Consider the following 17,384-nt stretch of genomic DNA (forward strand, 5'->3'; position numbering starts at 1 on the left):
CCCCAACACCCCGTACCGCCCCAGGAGTCGCACCATGTCCCGGCACCACACCGCCGCCCCCGCCGACCTCGTCGTGCGCCGTGCCCGTATCCACACCGTCGACCCGCTGCTGCCCGAGGCGCAGGCCATGGCCGTGACCGGCGGCCGGATCGTGTGGCTCGGCGACGACGCCGACGCGGCGGCCTGGACCGGTCCGCTCACCCGGACCCTGGACGCCGAGGGCAAGCTCGTCCTGCCCGGCTTCATCGACGCCCACAACCACGTACGCCTCGGCTCCGACGACGCCAGCGTGCAGCTCGCCGGTGCCGACACGCTCGACGAGGTGCACGCGCGGATCCGTGACTGGCGTGCCGCGCACCCGGACGCCGAGTGGATCGAGGGCGAGGCCTTCGACTACTCGGCGCTCGGCGGCCGCCTTCCCACCACCGCCGACCTCGACCCGGTCACCGGCGACACCCCCGCCTTCGTCCTCAGCTACGACGTGCACACCGCCTGGCTCAACACCGCGGCCCTGCGCCGCCTCGGCATCAGCGCCGACCGCACGCGGCTGCCGTTCGGCACCGCGCACACCGACCCGGAGACCGGGCGGCCGACCGGGCTGATCAAGGACTTCGCCGTCCAGGGCCTCTCCCGCGACGGCCACCGGGCACTGCGCGACCTTGGCGTGCCCTGGGCCTCGACGGAACGCCAGTACCGGCGCCTCGCCAAGTCCCTCGACGACGCGATCGGCTACGGCATCACCACGGTCGTGGAGCCGCAGAACTCCCTCGACGACCTGGCCCTCTTCGAGCGCGCCCGGCACGAGGGCCGGCTCAGGTCCCGCCTCGTCGCCGCCCTGTTCCACCCGCGCGGCACCACCGACGGCGACCTGGACGACTTCGCCGCGGCCGCCGGGCGGTACGCCGACGACCGGCTCCGGGTGGGCCCGCTCAAGCTGTACATCGACGACGTGGTGGAGCCCCGTACCGCCGCACTCCTGGAGCCGTACGCGGGCTGCCGGCACAGCGGCGACACCTACTACCCGCCCGCGGAGTTCGCCGACCTGCTCGCCAAGCTCGACGCACGCGGCTTCCAGTGCTTCGTGCACGCCACCGGCGACCGGGGCATCCGCGTCGCCCTCGACGCCTTCGCGTACGCCCGGCAGGTGAACGGGGCACGCGACGCCCGCCACCAGATCGTGCACGTCGAATGCCTCGACCCGGCGGACACGGCCCGCTTCGCGGAGCTCGGCGTGGTCGCCTGTATGCAGCCGCGGCACTGCGCACCCGACGTGGCGGGCCCCGGCAAGGACTGGGCGGAGAACGTCGGCCCCGACCGCTGGACGAAGGCCTGGCCGATGCGCAGCCTGCATGCCGCGGGGGCAGCCCTCGCGTTCTCCAGCGACTGGAACGTGGCCGAGATGGACCCCATGACCGGCATCTACACGGCGGTCACCCGGCGGCCCCTCGACGGTGGCGAGCCCTGGATGCCGGAGGAGACCGTCGACGTGGAGACGGCCGTGCACGGCTACACGATGGGCTCCGCGTACGCCAACTTCCTTGAGAACGAACGCGGTTCACTCACCGTGGGCAAGGCCGCCGACTTCGTGATCCTCTCCCGCGACATCCTGCGCGTACCCGCCGCGGACATTCCCGGCACGGTCGCGCAGACCGTCGTCGTGGACGGTGAGGTGGCGCACAGCCGGTGAGTGAAGGTGCGGCGCCCCGTACCCTGAACGGGTGTGCCGGGGCCCCCGCCGGGGCGGCCCGCACGCAGCGATAGTCTGCGTGAGGCCCGGGAAGCGGCGTCGCTGCGGCGCGTCGGAGCCCGGAACCGGCAGCGGTAGAGGCGAGACAGATGCAGGTGAGGCAGGGAAACCCTGGCTCCCGGAGCTGAGGGCGAGGCGTCGTGGACAAGGTCGTACTCACGGCCGCCGGGCTCTACGTCATCGTGCTGCTCCGCGCGGGCGGCACCTTCGCCGTCGGACGGCTCGCCGCCGCCGGTGCCCGGCGCAGCAGGTTCGCCGAGCGGATCTCCGCGGCCAAGTTCCAGCGCGCGGAGCGGGCCATCCAGCGGTGGGGCGCACCCGTCGTGGCCGTCTCGTTCCTGACCGTGGGCTTCCAGACCGCCGCCAACTTCCTCGCGGGCACCATGCGCATGCCCCTGTCGCGGTACCTCCCCGCTCTGTTCGTGGGCGGCGCGTGCTGGGCGCTGATCTACGCGACCGCGGGCATCGGCGTACTGGAAGTGCTCGGCCGGCTGTTCGCCGAGCACACCGCTCTCGGCGTGGGCGCGGCCGTCGCGCTGGTCCTCGCGGTGGGCGGAGCCGTGGTGTACCGCCGCCGCAGGGACGCGCGGGCCGAGGAGCAGGCCGAGGGCCGGCCCGTCCCGGACGAGAGCTGAGCAACTCCCGCTCCCGTACGGGCAGTTCGTTCCCGCACGCCGTATGGAACCGCTGACTTCCTCCTGGGCGCGCCGAGTTGCGCGCGCCGCACGCCGCCGGGCGCAAGGTCTTCGGCCTCGCCACCGCAGGTGTCCGTCTCGCTTGGCCTCTTGCGCGTCAGTCCGGCAGCCAGTGCAGCTCGTGCGCCAGGGTTCTGGCGACGGCACGGATGCGGCGGTGCAGCGGCGACTGCTCGCGGGGGAGGACCAGGTGGATCGTCAGGCTGGGCGCGCCTCGCAGCGGTCGCCAGGTGAGACCGGCCGGTTGTGCCGTGGCCGCGGCTTCTCCGGCCGGGGCGAGGGTGACCCCGTCGCGCAGGTCGCGCTGAGACATGTCGAAAGAGACTGCGGGCGTGTGGAATCGGAGGTGTGGTCGGGTGTCCCGGAACAGTGCGGACAGCTGATCGTGGATCACGGGGTTGGTCGCACGGTCCGGGAGTCGCAGCGGATACGCGGCCGCGTCGGCGATCTCGATCTCCGGGTGTTCGGCCAGCGGATGGTGCTGCGCCAGCTGGACCCCGATGCGCGCACGCCGCAGCAGGAACCGGCGCACGCCACGGCCCGGCTGTTCACCGCGGGTGATCCCGGCATCGATGCGGCCGTCGGCGACCGCGGGGGAGATCTCCGGTGTCGCCATCGGGACCGCGCTGACCTCGAGTCCGCTGTTGCCGCGAATCAGCCTGTCCACCAGGGCCGGTGCCGTCTCGGCCCCGGCGCTGAGGCTGTATCCGATGCGCAGCGTGCCCAGTTCACCGGCCGCCGCGCTCCGGGCGGTGTCCCATGCCCGGTCCAGCGCCGCCAGCGCGGGCGGCGCGGACTCCGCCAAAGCCGCACCGGCCGTGGTCAATTCGACGCTACGGGTGTCGCGGACCAGCAGGGCCGTACCGAGTTCCGCCTCCAATCGGCGCATCCGGGCGCTGAGTGCGGGCTGTGCGATACCGATCCGTGCGGCCGCGCGCGTGAAGTTCAACTCCTGCGCCAGCACCAGGAAGTACCGCAGGCTCACCGTGTCCGGCGCCACGTGCCCTCCCTGCCGATTGATAACGATCCGTTCTGAGGCTATCCCGTACCGGTCTTTCCCTGGACCGCAGATCAAGCCCTAGCCTGCGCATATGGCGATTCAACTGACCGCAGTAACCGTCGCCGGGATCGATCGATCCGAGTGTCAATTCGAAGTCGGACGTGTCCGGCCGAACACAGGAGGTTTCCATGGCCAAGGGCTACTGGGTCAGTGTCTACCCCGCCATTTCCGACCCTGAAGGGCTGACCGCCTACGACAAGCTGGCCGGTCCGGCTGTCCAGGCTGGGGGCGGGCGCGTCCTGTCCCGCCTCCCCTCCAGCGGCGGTCGAGTCGTCGCCCACGAGGCCGGAATCACGCAACGCGTCGTTCTGATCGAGTTCGACAGCTTTGAACAGGCCGTCGCGGCATACGAGAGCGAGGCGTACCAGAAGGCGCTGGTGGCCCTCCCCGACGGCGTCGAGCGCGACTTCCGCATCATCGACGGCATCGACTGACCGGCGGGCCCAGCCATCGCTGACCATCCGTAAGCCGGCCGCCCAGCCACACCACAGGCACCACCCTCACCCGAAAGCTCGGGCAGGGTGTCACACACTGCACCCCGTCGGGCAGACCCACCCGGGCCTGCCCGATGGGCCGTCGGTGCCAGTCCGGATGATCGCGCCGTTGAACCTCGAACTCATCCATCACATGGCCGAGATCGCGCTCCTGCGCGACCTGTGGCGGGCCCGCTTCAGCGCAGGTCGCGGCTCAGTACGTACTTGAGCCCGCAGTGGTCCTCGTACGGGTCACCGTCGGCGGCGATCAGGCTCCGCACCGGCTGCATCGGGACCCACGTGAGCCCGACCAGCCAGCGCCACACGATCCGCCAGAAGCGCGGCCGCCCGCCGTCGTCCTCCCGCACCACCCGGGTGACGAGGAGGAACTTGCCGAGGGTCGCCCGGAATATCCAGGTCGCGAAGACGTGGTGCACGAAGGACACCCCGAAGACGCACCCCACGATGAGTCCCAGGTACGGCCAGCCGGTCATGTCCGCGCCGAGCTGCTTGGCCAGCGCGAGGCCTCCGACGATCGTGACGATCCAGTCGGCCCCGGCAGCCAGCATCCGCCGCACATCACCGATCTCCTCCGGAACGGCGGGCCGCTGCTGCTGCAGGTGCGGCTGCTGCTGGTACGCGTTCGGCGGCTGTTGCTGCGCGGGGTAGGGGTACGGGGGTTGCTGCTGAGCGGCGTACGGATGCGGAGGTTGCTGCTGCTGTGCGTACGGGTGGGCGGGCTGCTGCTGCGCCGCGTACGGGTGCGGAGGCTGTGGGGCGTACGGGTTCTGTGAGGGTTGCTGCGGCTGGTAATTGTTCACGGCGCCAATCTTGCCGTACCGCGCGGGTGGGCCCGTCAACTCCCCGATGCCGCAGCCCTGTTCAGCCGTGCCGCCGGGCCCGCCGCACCAGGTCGTCGGCGGCGCCCGGCCAGGTCGCGTACCGGAACGTGAAACCCGCGTCCACGAGACGGCCGGGAGTCACCCGGCGGCTCTTGAGGAGCAGTTCGGTGTCGGACCGCAGCGCGAAGGCGCCGAGCTCGGCCATCCACCGCGTCGCCGGAAGCCCCAACGGCTGCCGCCAGGACGTGCGCAGCGCCCGGATGAAGGCACGCTGCGGCAACGGCTCGGGCGCCGCGAGATTGACCGGGCCCGTCAACTCCTCGTGGGCGACGAGGAATTCGACGGCGCGTACGAAGTCCTGGTCGTGGATCCACGACACGTACTGCCCGCCACCCGCGACCGGACCGCCGAGGCCGAACCGGGCCATCCGGGAGAGGACGTCGAAGACGCCGCCGCGGTCCGGGCTCATCACCATCGCGGCCCGCAGCGCGACCTTCCGGGTGTCCGGCGTGGCCGCCTCCCGCTGGGCGCGTTCCCAGTTCTCGGCGATCTTGACGCTGTACGCCCAGTAGTCGGGTACGTCGGGCTCGTGGCCGCCGATCACGCCGCTCGCCTCGTCGTTGGCCGCGTCGTGGCGGTGCGCGTAGATCGTGGCGGTGCTCATCTGCAGCCACAGGCGCGGCGGCCGCACCGCGGCGGCGATGGCCTGCCCGACGACGCGCGCCGAGTCGACGCGCGAGTCCATCATGTCCTTGAGGTTGGCCTCGGTGTAGCGGCAACTGACGCTGCGCCCGGCGAGGTTGACGGCGAGGTCGCTGCCGACGATCTCCTCCACCCACGGGCCGAGCGTGGCCCCGTCCCACGCGACCTGCCCCGCGCGCCGCGGGTTCCGGGTCAGGATCACGACCCGGTGGCCCTGCGCGGTGAAGGCCCGTTCGAGGAGCGCGCCGACCTGGCCTGTGCCACCCGCGATCACGATCTTCATGGCTCCGTACCCCCTTGCTCGATGGCAGGAGCCTAACCCAAGTGTTGAACGCGTTCAAAAGTGCAGGTTCAGTAGCGGTCCGGCGCGCTCCCGCGCTCGCTCAGCGGCGCGGCTTCTCCGCCGGCGGGCACCACGCGGCGCCCTCCTTGTCGCCCCGCTTCCCGCAGAACCCCAGCTGCTCCGGCCGCTGCGCCCCCTCGACGCGCTGGACGGAGATGAGCTTGTCGAGCGGGACCCGCTGGTCGACGGCGCCGCCGAAGTCGATGAGTCCGCTCTCCCCGTCGAGCGCGGCGCTGCCGTGGATCTGGCTCAGTGCGTGCCAGACGGCGGACGGGGTGAGCGGCACGCCGGGGGCGGTGTCCTTGAGGCGGGAGATGGCGTTCAGGTAGAGGTTCACCGCGTCGAACGCGAGCGCAGCGTGCCCGTCGAGCGAGGTGTCCTTCACCCGCCGGCACTCCTCGGGGAACAGCTCCTTCATCGTGCTGTACAGGTCGCTCGGGTCGTCGCACGAGGTCGAGCCGACGGTGAAGTCGAGGAACTCGTACGGGACCCGGGGGTAGGCCTTGCGCTGTACCGGGTCCGCGCCGAGCCTGGCCACATCGTCCCCGCCGAGCAGCACGGGCGGTGTCGAGCCGCAGGTGTCGTTGGTGGCGCCCAGGATGCTCTCGAAGTCCTCGCTGCGGCCCGCGAAGAAGATCAACCCCTGGTATCCGCAGGCCTCCTGGCCGACGGCCTGCGTGCCGGGACCCGACGGGGTGTCGGGCGCGGCCGGTGTCGGGACGTACCCCTGCTCCTCCACGTCGAAGCCCGCGGCCTCGAACGACGCGGCGGCGTCCTCGCGCAGGTTCTGGCTGTACTCGTCCGTCGGGTCCAGCGAGTACACGACGCGTACACGCTTCTTCAGCTCCTCCCTGTCGACGAGATGACCTGCGTACGCGGCGGCGACCGCGGCCTCGCGCCGGTTCAGCGGCGAGACCTGGTAGTAGAGCGACGACTCGCCCGGCAGCGAGTCCGCGGACAGGGTCGTGGCGACCATGGGCAGGCCGACCTGGGTGAGCCGGTCGATCGTCGTGATCGTCGCCTTGCGGCTCTGGTCGAGCCCGGTGACGCCGACGATGCTCGCGTCGCGCTTCATCATCTGCTCGATCCGGTCCGCCACATCGGCGCCGTACCGCATACCGCTGCCCGCTCCGGCCGGGAAGATCCGCAGCACCGGCTGGGCCGCACCGGACTTGTCGAGCTGCCGGCGCTGCGCGCTGGCGGCGCCCTGCAACTGCTCGCGCGCGTACGACAGGGCGCTGTTCTTCTGTCCGGTGGGTGCGCTGAGCAGGGCGGACAGGTGCACGAGGGTGACGAGCGGCCGCTTCGGGTCGGCCTCGTGGAGGCGCTTGGCCTCCTTGTTCTGCTCGGCGATCGTGGCCAGGGTGTCGCGTACCCGCTCGTCGGTGGAGCCGAAGGCGAAGCCGTGCGGGGAGACGCCGACGCACTCGCCGGTCTTCTCCTGCCACACCGTCTCCGCGTCCGGATGGTCGCGGCTCAGCCCGCAGTGCTGCCGCTTCCAGTCCGCGCGGTCGTCGCTCCGGTGGGCGAGTGCGTACCCGACCGTGCCGCCGAGCACCGCGAGGGCCACCGTGCCCGCCACCACCGCGGAGGCGCGGCGCGTCCAGGCGGGCGGGCGCGGCACCGAGAGGCGGCGCGCGATCGCGGATCCGTCGCGCTGAATTTCGTAGCGTTCGTCGTCCTCGGGAACTGTCGCCGGAATCCGCACCGGCAGATACCAGAACTGCACCGGCCGCCCGCCGCCCGCGCTGCGCACCTGCTCGCACCACACGTCGTACGGGGCCGGATTGTCGGTGAGTTCCCGCACCCGCATTCCGCCGGTGTCCGGGGGATCGTCCGCGCGGCTCGTCACCAGGAGCAGCGGGTCGAACGCGCCGATGTCATTGCGCACTTCGGCGAAGAGGCGGACGAGTTCAGGACCGCCATTGCGTTCGCTGAGGCCTTGCAGAAAGGCCACGCAGTAGGCCGTACGGCGATGGGCGCGGCGGCGCCACGGACGGCGGCGATAGGCGACCCGGAGGTCCTGCAGAAAGGCGGCGATGAGCAACTTGCTGATCTGCTGCGGGTCTTCACGCCCCCAGCGCGGCTGAGTGAGCCGCACCGCGAAGCCGATGAAGGTACCGGGGTCGGCGGGCGCCATGTACGGCTGGTGCAGCAGCCAGCGGAATTCACGCCCGAGTCCGCGCCACACCCGGAACCAGAAGACGGGCAGCAGATGGAGCCCCAGGATGTACGCCCACCAGGGGACCGTGCCCTGCAGCGCCACTTCGGTGCTCGGGCTGCGCATGAAGCCGAAGAACCGTCTGCGTTCCAGCTCGCGGTCCCGCAGCCGGCGCAGCACGGCCCGGCCGTGCTGACTGTCGGGCTCCTGGGCGGTGTCGGACAGTTCGAGCAGCCAATTGACCAGGCCGAGGCGGCGGAAACGCACCCGCCGGTCGCTGCCGTAACGGTCTGAGGAATACCTGCTGGCCAATTCGACGAGGATGCGGCGGCAGAGTTCGGCACGCTGCCAGGCGGGGTCGAGATAGTTGGCGGCCTGTTCGTCACCGCGCTCGTCGACGACCTTGTCCCATTCCCGTTCCATATCGACCGGCTGATACGGGACAGCGCGCGGCTCGGCCTCGTTCAGGGCCTGCTCGATCTGCTCCGCGAGGGCGTCCTGATGGTCGCCGACGAGGCTGAGGATCGGTATTCCGTCCCGGCGTGGAACCTCGCCGGGCAATTCGGTCTTCTTCGGCCGGGAAACGAGCTTCCCCAGCAGTTGGAACAGCAGATCGGCGTGCGCGAAGACGGGCGCCACATTTCCCCCGTTGCGTCCGAGACCGGCCAACGTCGTAGTGCCAGAAGAAGACAGCCTAGTGGCTGCGGAAATTGCTGAACAGCCTTGCGGGAGTGGCGACTTCGACCCCACTGGCCACACCCGACGACCTGGTCGCCCTCCTCCGGTCCGGCGCGGGGGCGCGTGTCAGCGCTCCCGACCCGCGTACCGGATCACCTCGCAGTCGTCCAGGATGACCAGGCCCTCCCCCACCAGCTCGTCGAGTTGGGGGAGGAAGGCGCGGATCTTGTCCTCGTCGTCCACGATGACCACGGCCACCGGCAGGTCCTCGCTCAGGGAAAGGAGTCGTTGGGTGTGGATCAGTGACGAGGCGCCGAAGCCCTCGATGCCGCGGAACACGCTCGCCCCGGCCAGTTCCGCCTTGCGGGCCCGGTGCACGATCTCGGCGTAGACGGGCCGGTGCTGCCACTGATCGGTCTCGCCGATGAAGACGGTCACCCGCAGGGCCCTGCCCGTCAGCCTGGTCATCGCTGCCTCCACGTGGGTACGCGGCGCGCCACTCACACCGCCACCCGCAGAATCGCACTCGGGCGGCGTGTGGTCGTGGAGGGCGCGTACGTCCGTTCCGAAGGCGGCCCCGCTCAGCCGTAGCGTTCGATGCGGATACGGTCCACGGGCTGGCCCAGCCTGACCAGGAGCCGGGAGGCGTGCTCGGCGAACGCGTTGGAGCCGCACACGTACGCCTCCCAGCCGGGCCCGCCGTCCGTGAAGCAGGGCGCCAGATGGTCGGTGTCGAGGTGCCGGCGCTCGCTCTCGCGGGTGAGGACGGGGGTCGTCTCGTCCCCGTACTGGTCGCCGTAGATCAGGTCCTCGCGGGTGCGCGCGGACACGAACAGGCGCAGCGGGACGGCGAGTTGGCGCTGGCGGTGGTGGCGGAGCATCGACATCAGGGGCACCACACCCGATCCCGCGCCGACGAGCAGCGCCGGACGGTCGCCCGGCCAGGCGAAGAAGCCGCTGAGCGGGCCCCGCACCTCCACCGCGTCGCCGACCCGCGCCACGGTGTGCAGGAACCCGGACACCTCGCCGCCTTCGACATGGTCGAGGGTCAGCTCGATGTGGCCCGAGTCGTCGGGAGGCGAGGCGAGCGAGTAGTGCCGCTGCGCCGTGTAGCCGTCCTCGGCGGTGAGCCGCAACATCAGGTGCTGACCGGGCAGATGCCCCTGCCAGCCGGGCACCGCGAACCGGAACGTGGAGACGCGCGGCGTCTCCCGGCGGATCTCGGTGAGCACCGCGCGCTGCCACGTGGCGGCGGCCCGGTTGCTCACCGCGATCCGGCCGGGCACGGCGAAGGCGGTCGGGGGAGTGAAGGTCTCGGACACCTGATCAGTCACCTGCGTAACGCTGTTCTTCCCAGGGGTTGCCCCGTGCGTGGTACCCGTTCTGCTCCCAGAAGCCGGGCTCGTCGTGGTCGAGCAGCCGCAGCCCGGCGAGCCACTTCGCGCTTTTCCAGAAGTACAGGTGCGGCACCAACAGCCGTGCGGGGCCGCCGTGTTCGGCGGGCAGCGGCGCGTCCTCGTACGTGAAGGCCACCCAAGCCTTGCCGCCGGTCACGTCGGCGAGCGGCAGGTTCGTCGTGTAGCCGGTGTGCGAGTACGCCACCACGTGGGTGGCCGCCGGGTCCGGGCGGGCGGCGTCGAGGAACACGTCGAGCGACACCCCGCCGAACCGCACCCCGAACTTCGACCAGGTCGTGACGCAGTGGATGTCACCCTCGTACGAGGAGCCGGGCAGCGCCCGCGCCTCGTCCCAGGTCCAGGTGCGGGGCTCGGCGACCAGACCGTCGACCCTGAACGTCCAGTCGTCCGGGGCGAGTTCGGGCGTCACCTCCGCCGAGAGGACCGGCCAGTCGTCGCGCGCGTCGTACTGGCCCGGCGGCAGACCCGGGTTGTGCGTGCGGGGACGGCCGACGAAGCCGCGGGTGGGGTGACCGCCGGTCATGCGCGGGCCTCCCGGTCACCCGTCGCCGCAGCAGGCGCCTGCCGGTCGTGCGTCGTCGAGGCGAGCGCCTCCAGGTCGGCGAGTACGGCCGACTCGTCGAGCGTGGTGAGCGCGCGGTCGCGCATCAGCACCCGGCCGTCGACCACGGTGTCCCGTACGTCCGAGGCCTGCGCCGCGTACGCGAGCATCGACCACGGGTCGTGGCGCGGGGTGAGGTGCGGCCGGTTCAGGTCGAGCACGACCAGGTCGGCCCGCTTGCCACGCTCCAGGGAGCCGAGCTCGGCGCCGAGCCCCAGGGCCCGCGCGCCCTCGACGGTCGCCATCCGCACCGCCTGCTCGGCACCGACCGCGGTCGGGTCGCCGCCCGCCTTGTGCACGAGCGCGGCCTGCCGCACGGCGCCGAGCAGGTCGAGGGTGTTGGAGCTGACGGCGCCGTCCGTGCCCAGGCCGACGGTCACCCCGGCGCCGAGGAGCCGGGGCACGGGCGCGATGCCGCAGCCCAGCTTCAGGTTGGAGACCGGGCAGTGCGCGACGGACGTGCCGGTGCGGGCGAGCGCCGCGATCTCCGCGCCGGTCAGGTCGACGGCGTGCGCGAGCAGCACATCGGGGCCCAACAGGCCCAGCGAGTCGAGGAGTTCGACCGGGCGCTTGCCGTGCCGGACCTCGACCGTGGCGACCTCGGTCGCGTTCTCCGCCGCGTGGATGTGCAGCAGCGCACCGAACTCCCGGCCGAGCGCGAAGATCTCGACGAGCTGCTCGGGGGAGAGGGTGTACGCCGAGTGCGCGAAGAGGACCGGCCGGGTGCCGGGCGCGCTGCGGGCACGGGCCGCCAGGTCCTTGCGCGCCCAGTCGAGCCGGGTCGCGTACGCGCGGGCGTCCGGCGGCTCCGGCACGTCCATGAACGTCGGCCCGGTGTGCAGCCGCCAGCCCGCCGCACGTGCCGCTTCCTCGGCCGCCTCGTGGAACCAGTACATGTCGAGGGCCGAGGTCACCCCGGCCCGTACGCTCTCCGCGACGGCGACGCGCACGGCGGCCGCGACGTTGCGCGGGTTGAGCAGCCGGGCCTCGGCGGGCACGACCCGGCCCAGGAACTCCTGCAGCGTCACGTCGTCGGCGCTGCCGCGCAGCAGCGTCATCGCCAGATGGGTGTGCGTGTTGACCAGGCCGGGCAGCACGAGGCAGCCGTGGGCGTCGAGTTCGTCGGCGGCGGCGTACCGGGCGCGCAGCTCCGCGGCCGGGCCGACCTCGACGATCGCGCCGTCCCGTACCGCCACGGCGCCGTCCGGCACGACCGTCGAGGCGTCGTCGACGGTGAGGACGGTGCCGCCGTGGACAAGGAGGTCGACCGGGTCGCTCATCGGGACTCGTCCTCCGCGAGCAGGCGCAGCGCGTCGAGGGCCACGACACTGCCGCGCGCCACACCCTCCGCGACGACCTCACGGTGCGGGTCGTAGGCGCTGTCCCCGGACTCGTCGACCAGGTCGTCCGCGTTGGCGCCGTCCACGACGAGGACACCGCCCGCGACCAGGCCGCGCAGCGACGCCGTCACGTACAGCGCGGACAGCTCCATCTCGATCGCCGCGAGGCCCGCCTTGTCGTACCCGGTCAGCGGGATCAGGCCCGGCTGGAACGCGGCCCGCGTCCACACGATGCCCCGGTGGTGCGGCGCCCCCGCGTCGCGCGCCGCCCGCGTCAGGGCGAGCACGGCCTCGGGCGCGGACACTGCCGGGTACTCGGCCGGCACCAACTGCTGCGTCACACCGTCGTCCCGCACCGCCGCCTCGGCGATCACCAGGTCGCCGTCGCCGATGCCGCGCCGCATCGCCCCCGCCGTACCGAACCGTACGAGGGTGCGCACGCCCGCGTCCGCGAGCTCCTGGAACAGCAGGATCGCGCCCGGACCGCCCACGCCGTGCGAGGCGACGACGACCGGAAGTCCGCGCCAACTGCCGCTGAACACCCGGTACTCACGGTGGTACGAGACCTCCTTCGCGTCGTCCAGGAGGTCGGCCATGGCCGCCGCGCGGGCCGGGTCACCGACCACGACGGCGCGCGGCGGCAGGCCCGTGCGCGGGATGCGGGTGATGGGCAGCGGCTCGGGTGCGGAGGTGGCGGTCATGCGACGGCTCCAGTCTTGCGGCGGCGCTTGGCCGTGGTGAGGAAGAGGGCGATCAGGGTGACGACGTACGGCGCCGCGTCCGTCGCCTGCTGCGGCAGGCCCAGGCCCTGGAGACGGAACCCGGCAGCCTCCGCGAGCCCGAACAGCAGCGCCGCGAGCAGCACGCCGAGCGGCAGGGCGCGGCCCAGCATCACGGCGACGACGGCGATCCAGCCGCGCCCCGCCGTCATGTTCTCGGAGAACAACGTGACGTTGCCCAGGGCGAGTTGGGCCCCCGCGAGTCCGCACAGGACACCGGAGGCGAGCACCGCCCCGTACTTGTACTTGACCGGGCTCACCCCGAGCGTCGCGGCCGCGTCCGGCGCCTCGCCGACGCCGCGAAGGCGCAGCCCCCACGCGTGCCGGGAGAGCAGCACGGCGGCGACGCCGACCGCCGCCCAGGACAGCCAGGTCAGCGGCGAGAACCCGGCGATCTCCGGCAGGCCCACGAGATCCGGGTCGTCGAAGGTGCCCTGTACGCCGAAGACGGTACGCAGCAGGAAGCTGGTCAGGCCCACGGCGAGCAGGTTCATCGCGACGCCGAGGACGACCGCGTCGCCCTTCAGGGTCACCGCGCCCACGGCGAGGATCAGCGAGTACGCGGCCGCGGCGAGCGCCGCCGCGAGCACCCCGAGCCACGGGCTGCCGGTGAACCAGCTGGTGGCGACCGCGGTGAAGCAGCCCATCAGCATCATGCCCTCGAGCCCGATGTTGAAGACGCCCGCGCGTTCGCACAGGGCGCCGCCGAGCGCGGCGAGCAGGATCGGGGTCAGCGCGCGCAGCGCCGACAGGAACAGATCGGAGTCGAAGAACATCAGGCCTTCACGTCACCTTTCCGGCGTCGCCAGGTGATCCGCAGCCGCGCCGCGAGGAACACGATCACGATGGCCTGCAGCACCTGCGTCAGCTCGCGCGGCACCTCGGTCGTCCGCTCCATCGAGAGTCCGCCGACCTGAAGCACGGCGAAGAAGAACGAGGCGAGCACCGTACCGAGCGGCGCGGCGGCCGCGAGCAGCGCCGCCGTCAGACCCGTCCAGGTGTAGCCGGGCGCCGTCAGCGAACCGTCGAGGAAGCGGAACGGGAAGCTCAGCACCCCGACCGAGCCGACGAGCCCCGCAAGCGCACCGGACACCGCCATCAGCCGCAGCGTCTGCGGCCCGCGCCGCACACCCGCGTACGCGGTGAAGCGGGAGTTGAGGCCGGTCATCCGCATCTCGTAGCCGACCGCCGTGCGCGCGTCGACCAGGTAGTACGCGACGGCCGCGAGCGCCACGAGGACGAGCCCGAGCGTGACCGTCGAGGTCCCGAACGCGGGCAGCTCCACGCCCTCCGGAAGACGCGGCGTCTGCGGCAGGCTGGAGCCCGGCTCCTTCAGCGGATAGCGCACCAGATACGAGGCGAGCGACGCCGCCGGGTACGACAGGAGCAGGCTGCTCACCAGGAGCGGCACCCCGAACTTGATGTCGCACAGGGCGGCGAGCGCCGCGTACAGCGCGCCCGCCGCCATCCCCGCGAGGACGGCCAGGGCGGTGGTGAGCGGCGCGGGCAGCGGCGAGTACAGGCCGACGGCCGCGGCGGCGATGCCGCCGAGCACCAACTGCCCGTCCCCGCCCAGGTTGATGAGCCCGGCGCGCAGCGGGATCGCGAGCGCGAGGGCCATACCGAGCACACTCGTGCCGGTCGTCAGCGTCGAGCCGATGCCGTCGGAACCGAGCGAACCGGTGAGCACCGCTCCGTACGCGGCGAGCGGGTCGGCGCCCGTGCCGATCAGGAACAGCGCCCCGATGGCGACGGCCGCGACCACGGAGAAGAACACGGGGGAGCGCAGCACACGCGCCGCGGGGGACGCGGTGGCGGTCGGAGTGGTCGCCATGTCAGGCCCCCTCTACGGAGTGGGTGGGCGCGGCACCGGCCATCGCGAGGCCGAGCGTCCGCTCGTCCGCCTCGTCCTTCGGGTACGACGCCACGATCCGGCCCTCGTACATGACCAGGACCCGGTCGGCGAGCCCGCGTATCTCGCTCAGCTCGGCGGAGACCAGAAGTACCGCGTGGCCGGCGTCGCGGTACGCGATCAGCTGGTCGTGGATGTTCTGCACGGCGCCGATGTCGACGCCGCGGGTGGGCTGCTCGACCAGCAACAGCGGTGCGTCATGGGCGAGTTCACGCCCGATGAGCAGCTTCTGCAGATTGCCCCCGGACAGCGCGCTCGCGGCCACCTGCGGCGACGACGCCTTCACGCCGAACCGTTCGACGAGCCCGCGGGCGTGCTCGCGTACCGCCTTCGGGGGCAGAACTCCCTTGCGGGACAAGGAGGTCCGGTGATGACCCATCGCGAGGTTGTCGGCCACGGACGCGGCGGGCGCGGTGCCCACGGCGTGCCGGTCCTCGGGTACGTACGCGAGACCCGCGAGGCGGCGGCGCGCCGCCGAGGCGTGTGTGATGTCGCGGCCGGAGAGGCCGACCTGCCCGGCGGTGACGGGCCGCAGCCCGGCCAGCGCCTCGATCAGCTCGCTCTGCCCGTTGCCCGCGACCCCGGCGATGCCGACGATCTCGCCCGCGCGGACGGTGAGTTGGGCATCGTGGACGCCGTCCGTGCTCAGGCCGTCGACCGTCAGTACGTCATCGCCCGGCGTGCCCGGCGGGTGGATCCGGTCGAGCTCGACGGCACGTCCCGTCATCGCGGCGGCTATCTCGTCCGGCGAGGTGTCGGCGGTACGCAGCCGGGCCACGACCCGGCCGTCGCGCAGCACCGTCACGTTGTCGCTGCCCTCCATCACCTCGCGCAGCTTGTGCGTGACGAGGATGACGGTGCGGCCCTCGTCGGTGAGCGAGCGGAGCACGGCGAACAGGGCGTCCGCCTCGGCCGGGGTGAGCACGGCCGTCGGCTCGTCGAGGATCAGCGTGCGGGCGCCGCGGTGAAGGAGCTTCAGGATCTCCACGCGCTGGCGCACACCCACCGGAAGATCGCCGACGCGGGCGTCCGGGTCGACGTGCAGGCCGTGCGCCTCGGCGAGTTCGGCCACCCGGCGGCGCGCGGCCGCCCGGTCGACGAAGCCGAAGCGGCGCGGCTCGGCCCGGTACACCACGTTCTCGGCGACCGTCAGCGAGTCGAACAGCTTGAAGCTCTGGTGCACCATGCCGAGCCCGGCGGCCATCGCGTCACCGGGACTCGCGAAGCCGGCCTCGCGCCCCTCGACCCGCACCGTGCCCGCGTCCGGACGCAGCATCCCGTACAGGACCGACATGAGCGTCGACTTGCCCGCGCCGTTCTCGCCCATCAGCGCGTGGATCTCGCCGCGCCGGACGGTCAGGTCGACCCGGTCGTTGGCGAGGGTGCCGGGGAACTCCTTGGTGATCCCGAGGAGTTCGACGGCCGGGGTGTCGTGGGCGGTGGGGTTGTGGGCGGTGGTGTCGTGCGTGCCGGTGCCCTCGGCCGGGGTGCCGTCGGCGGCCGTGTCGTCCGTGGCCGGTCCGTCCGCCGCCGTGTCGCCGGTGGCCGGATCAGGCGGCTGCGGGGTCATCGACCTTCAGCTTCCCGGACACGATCTCGTCGCGCAGCCCGCCGACCTTCTTCAGTACGTCCTCGTGCTTCGCGATCACGCACTTCGACGAGGCGACATCGTCCTCGAGGCCGGTCAGCGTGATGCCGCCCTCCTTGAGGCCGTACGACACGGTCTTGCCGTTGTCGCCGTCGAGGATGTGGCCGATGCCCTTCTCCACGGCGACGTCGGTGCGCTTCACGACGTTGTCGACGACGGTGCCGGGCGCCGAGGCGCACTGGTTCACGTCCACGCCGTACGCGAACGCGCCCTTCGCCTTCGCCGCCTCGAACACGCCGTAGTTACCGGCCGCGGCCGCCGCCATGATGTGGTCGGTGCCCTTCGCGATCAGCGAACCGGCCTGCTCCTTGGCGCGCGCCGAGTCGTCGAACGGCGACTGTCCGCCCACGAACCGGGTGGCCGTCCGCGTCTTCTTCGCCACGTGCTTGGCGCCCGCCGCGAACGGGTCGCTGTAGCGGCGGAACTGGGGCGTGTCCAGGACGTCCACGGCGCCGACCTTGCCGCTCTCGCTCAGCAGACCGGCCTCCGCGCCCGCGAGGAACACGCCCTCGTGCTCACGGAACACCCCACAGCTCACGTTGTCGTACGTCTTCTTCGTGCACGCGTCGACCATCAGGAACTGCTGCTTCGGGTGCGCCTCCGCCTGCTGCGCCACCGCGTCCGCGAACTCGAAGCCGACGAGGACGACCACGTCCGGGGCCGCGTCCACGGCCGCCTGGAGGTTCTGCTGCTGCGATGCGGTGTCCGAGCTCTGGAACACCTTGGGCGAGCCGCCGCCGTGCGCCTTCGCCGCGGCCTTCACCCCGGTCACGGCGAGCTTCATGAACTCGTTCTGGCCCACCGGGTCCGGAGTGACCAGCGTGAAGTCCTTCGCCCCCTTCGCACCCGTACCGCCGGAGTCGTCCTTCTTCGCGGCGGCGTTGCAGCCCGTCATCGCGAGCGCGGCACCGGCCGCGAGCGCGGCGAACCGGAGTGAACGGGAGCGGGATCTACGAGGCATGGCGGAGCCTTCCGGAGGGGGTCC

At 72.1% G+C, this 17,384-nt stretch carries 16 protein-coding genes; 3 read left to right on the top strand and 13 right to left on the bottom strand.

Going from position 1 to position 17,384, the window contains the following annotated elements; genetic code table 11:
- Positions 1–34: 34 nt before the first annotated feature.
- Both GUY60_RS04210 and GUY60_RS04215 read left to right on the top strand, forming a co-directional pair.
- The gene (locus GUY60_RS04210) at positions 35–1,687 is read left to right on the top strand and encodes an amidohydrolase (protein ID WP_161693870.1); all 1,653 of its coding nucleotides are present in this window, start codon (positions 35–37) and stop codon (positions 1,685–1,687) included.
- A gap of 200 nt (positions 1,688–1,887) precedes the next feature.
- Positions 1,888–2,382 (top strand): DedA family protein, encoded by a 495-nt coding sequence (locus GUY60_RS04215; protein WP_161693872.1) that lies wholly within the window; start codon positions 1,888–1,890, stop codon positions 2,380–2,382.
- A gap of 157 nt (positions 2,383–2,539) precedes the next feature.
- Here GUY60_RS04215 and GUY60_RS04220 read toward each other — a convergent pair whose 3' ends face one another.
- Positions 2,540–3,442: a LysR family transcriptional regulator gene (locus tag GUY60_RS04220; RefSeq protein WP_161693874.1), complete on the bottom strand. Its 903-nt coding sequence runs from the start codon at positions 3,440–3,442 to the stop codon at positions 2,540–2,542.
- A gap of 188 nt (positions 3,443–3,630) precedes the next feature.
- Between GUY60_RS04220 and GUY60_RS04225 the strand changes: the two genes are divergently transcribed.
- Entirely contained in the window at positions 3,631–3,936 is a 306-nt protein-coding gene (locus tag GUY60_RS04225; protein WP_161693876.1) for a DUF1330 domain-containing protein, read from the top strand.
- Between the two features lie 236 nt (positions 3,937–4,172).
- Here GUY60_RS04225 and GUY60_RS39655 read toward each other — a convergent pair whose 3' ends face one another.
- The 12 genes from GUY60_RS39655 to GUY60_RS04285 all read right to left on the bottom strand — a co-directional run bounded on the left by GUY60_RS39655 (position 4,173) and on the right by GUY60_RS04285 (position 17,360).
- Positions 4,173–4,796 carry an RDD family protein gene (locus GUY60_RS39655; protein WP_161693878.1) on the bottom strand — a complete coding sequence of 208 codons (624 nt, stop codon included), beginning with the start codon at positions 4,794–4,796 and terminating at the stop codon, positions 4,173–4,175.
- 61 nt (positions 4,797–4,857) lie between these two features.
- Complete coding sequence (locus GUY60_RS04235; RefSeq protein ID WP_161693880.1) at positions 4,858–5,802, bottom strand: TIGR01777 family oxidoreductase; 945 nt, start codon at positions 5,800–5,802, stop codon at positions 4,858–4,860.
- Positions 5,803–5,902: 100 nt separating this feature from the next.
- Positions 5,903–8,662, bottom strand: coding sequence for a hypothetical protein (locus GUY60_RS04240; protein WP_312866179.1), 2,760 nt, complete (start codon positions 8,660–8,662; stop codon positions 5,903–5,905).
- A gap of 165 nt (positions 8,663–8,827) precedes the next feature.
- A complete protein-coding gene (locus GUY60_RS04245) occupies positions 8,828–9,169 on the bottom strand; it encodes a DUF190 domain-containing protein (RefSeq protein ID WP_161693884.1) in 342 nt (113 codons plus the stop codon).
- Positions 9,170–9,282: 113 nt separating this feature from the next.
- Positions 9,283–10,023: a ferredoxin reductase gene (locus tag GUY60_RS04250; protein WP_161693958.1), complete on the bottom strand. Its 741-nt coding sequence runs from the start codon at positions 10,021–10,023 to the stop codon at positions 9,283–9,285.
- Positions 10,024–10,027: 4 nt separating this feature from the next.
- A complete protein-coding gene (locus GUY60_RS04255) occupies positions 10,028–10,642 on the bottom strand; it encodes a sulfite oxidase-like oxidoreductase (RefSeq protein ID WP_161693886.1) in 615 nt (204 codons plus the stop codon).
- Positions 10,639–12,000, bottom strand: a complete 1,362-nt coding sequence (locus GUY60_RS04260; RefSeq protein ID WP_161693888.1) for an amidohydrolase — start codon at positions 11,998–12,000, stop codon at positions 10,639–10,641. The genes GUY60_RS04255 and GUY60_RS04260 overlap by 4 nt, the downstream gene beginning before the upstream one ends.
- Entirely contained in the window at positions 11,997–12,761 is a 765-nt protein-coding gene (locus GUY60_RS04265) for a nucleoside phosphorylase (protein WP_161693890.1), read from the bottom strand. Before GUY60_RS04265 ends, GUY60_RS04260 begins: the two co-directional genes overlap by 4 nt.
- The gene (locus GUY60_RS04270) at positions 12,758–13,615 is read right to left on the bottom strand and encodes an ABC transporter permease (RefSeq protein ID WP_161693892.1); all 858 of its coding nucleotides are present in this window, start codon (positions 13,613–13,615) and stop codon (positions 12,758–12,760) included. The genes GUY60_RS04265 and GUY60_RS04270 overlap by 4 nt, the downstream gene beginning before the upstream one ends.
- A complete protein-coding gene (locus tag GUY60_RS04275; RefSeq protein WP_161693894.1) occupies positions 13,615–14,673 on the bottom strand; it encodes an ABC transporter permease in 1,059 nt (352 codons plus the stop codon). Before GUY60_RS04275 ends, GUY60_RS04270 begins: the two co-directional genes overlap by 1 nt.
- A 1-nt stretch (position 14,674) precedes the next feature.
- A complete protein-coding gene (locus tag GUY60_RS04280) occupies positions 14,675–16,321 on the bottom strand; it encodes an ABC transporter ATP-binding protein (RefSeq protein WP_161693896.1) in 1,647 nt (548 codons plus the stop codon).
- The gene (locus tag GUY60_RS04285) at positions 16,302–17,360 is read right to left on the bottom strand and encodes a BMP family ABC transporter substrate-binding protein (protein WP_161693898.1); all 1,059 of its coding nucleotides are present in this window, start codon (positions 17,358–17,360) and stop codon (positions 16,302–16,304) included. Before GUY60_RS04285 ends, GUY60_RS04280 begins: the two co-directional genes overlap by 20 nt.
- Positions 17,361–17,384 lie beyond the last annotated feature (24 nt).

Origin of the sequence: Streptomyces boluensis (assembly GCF_009908195.1) — a bacterium.
Classification (GTDB): domain Bacteria; phylum Actinomycetota; class Actinomycetes; order Streptomycetales; family Streptomycetaceae; genus Streptomyces; species Streptomyces boluensis.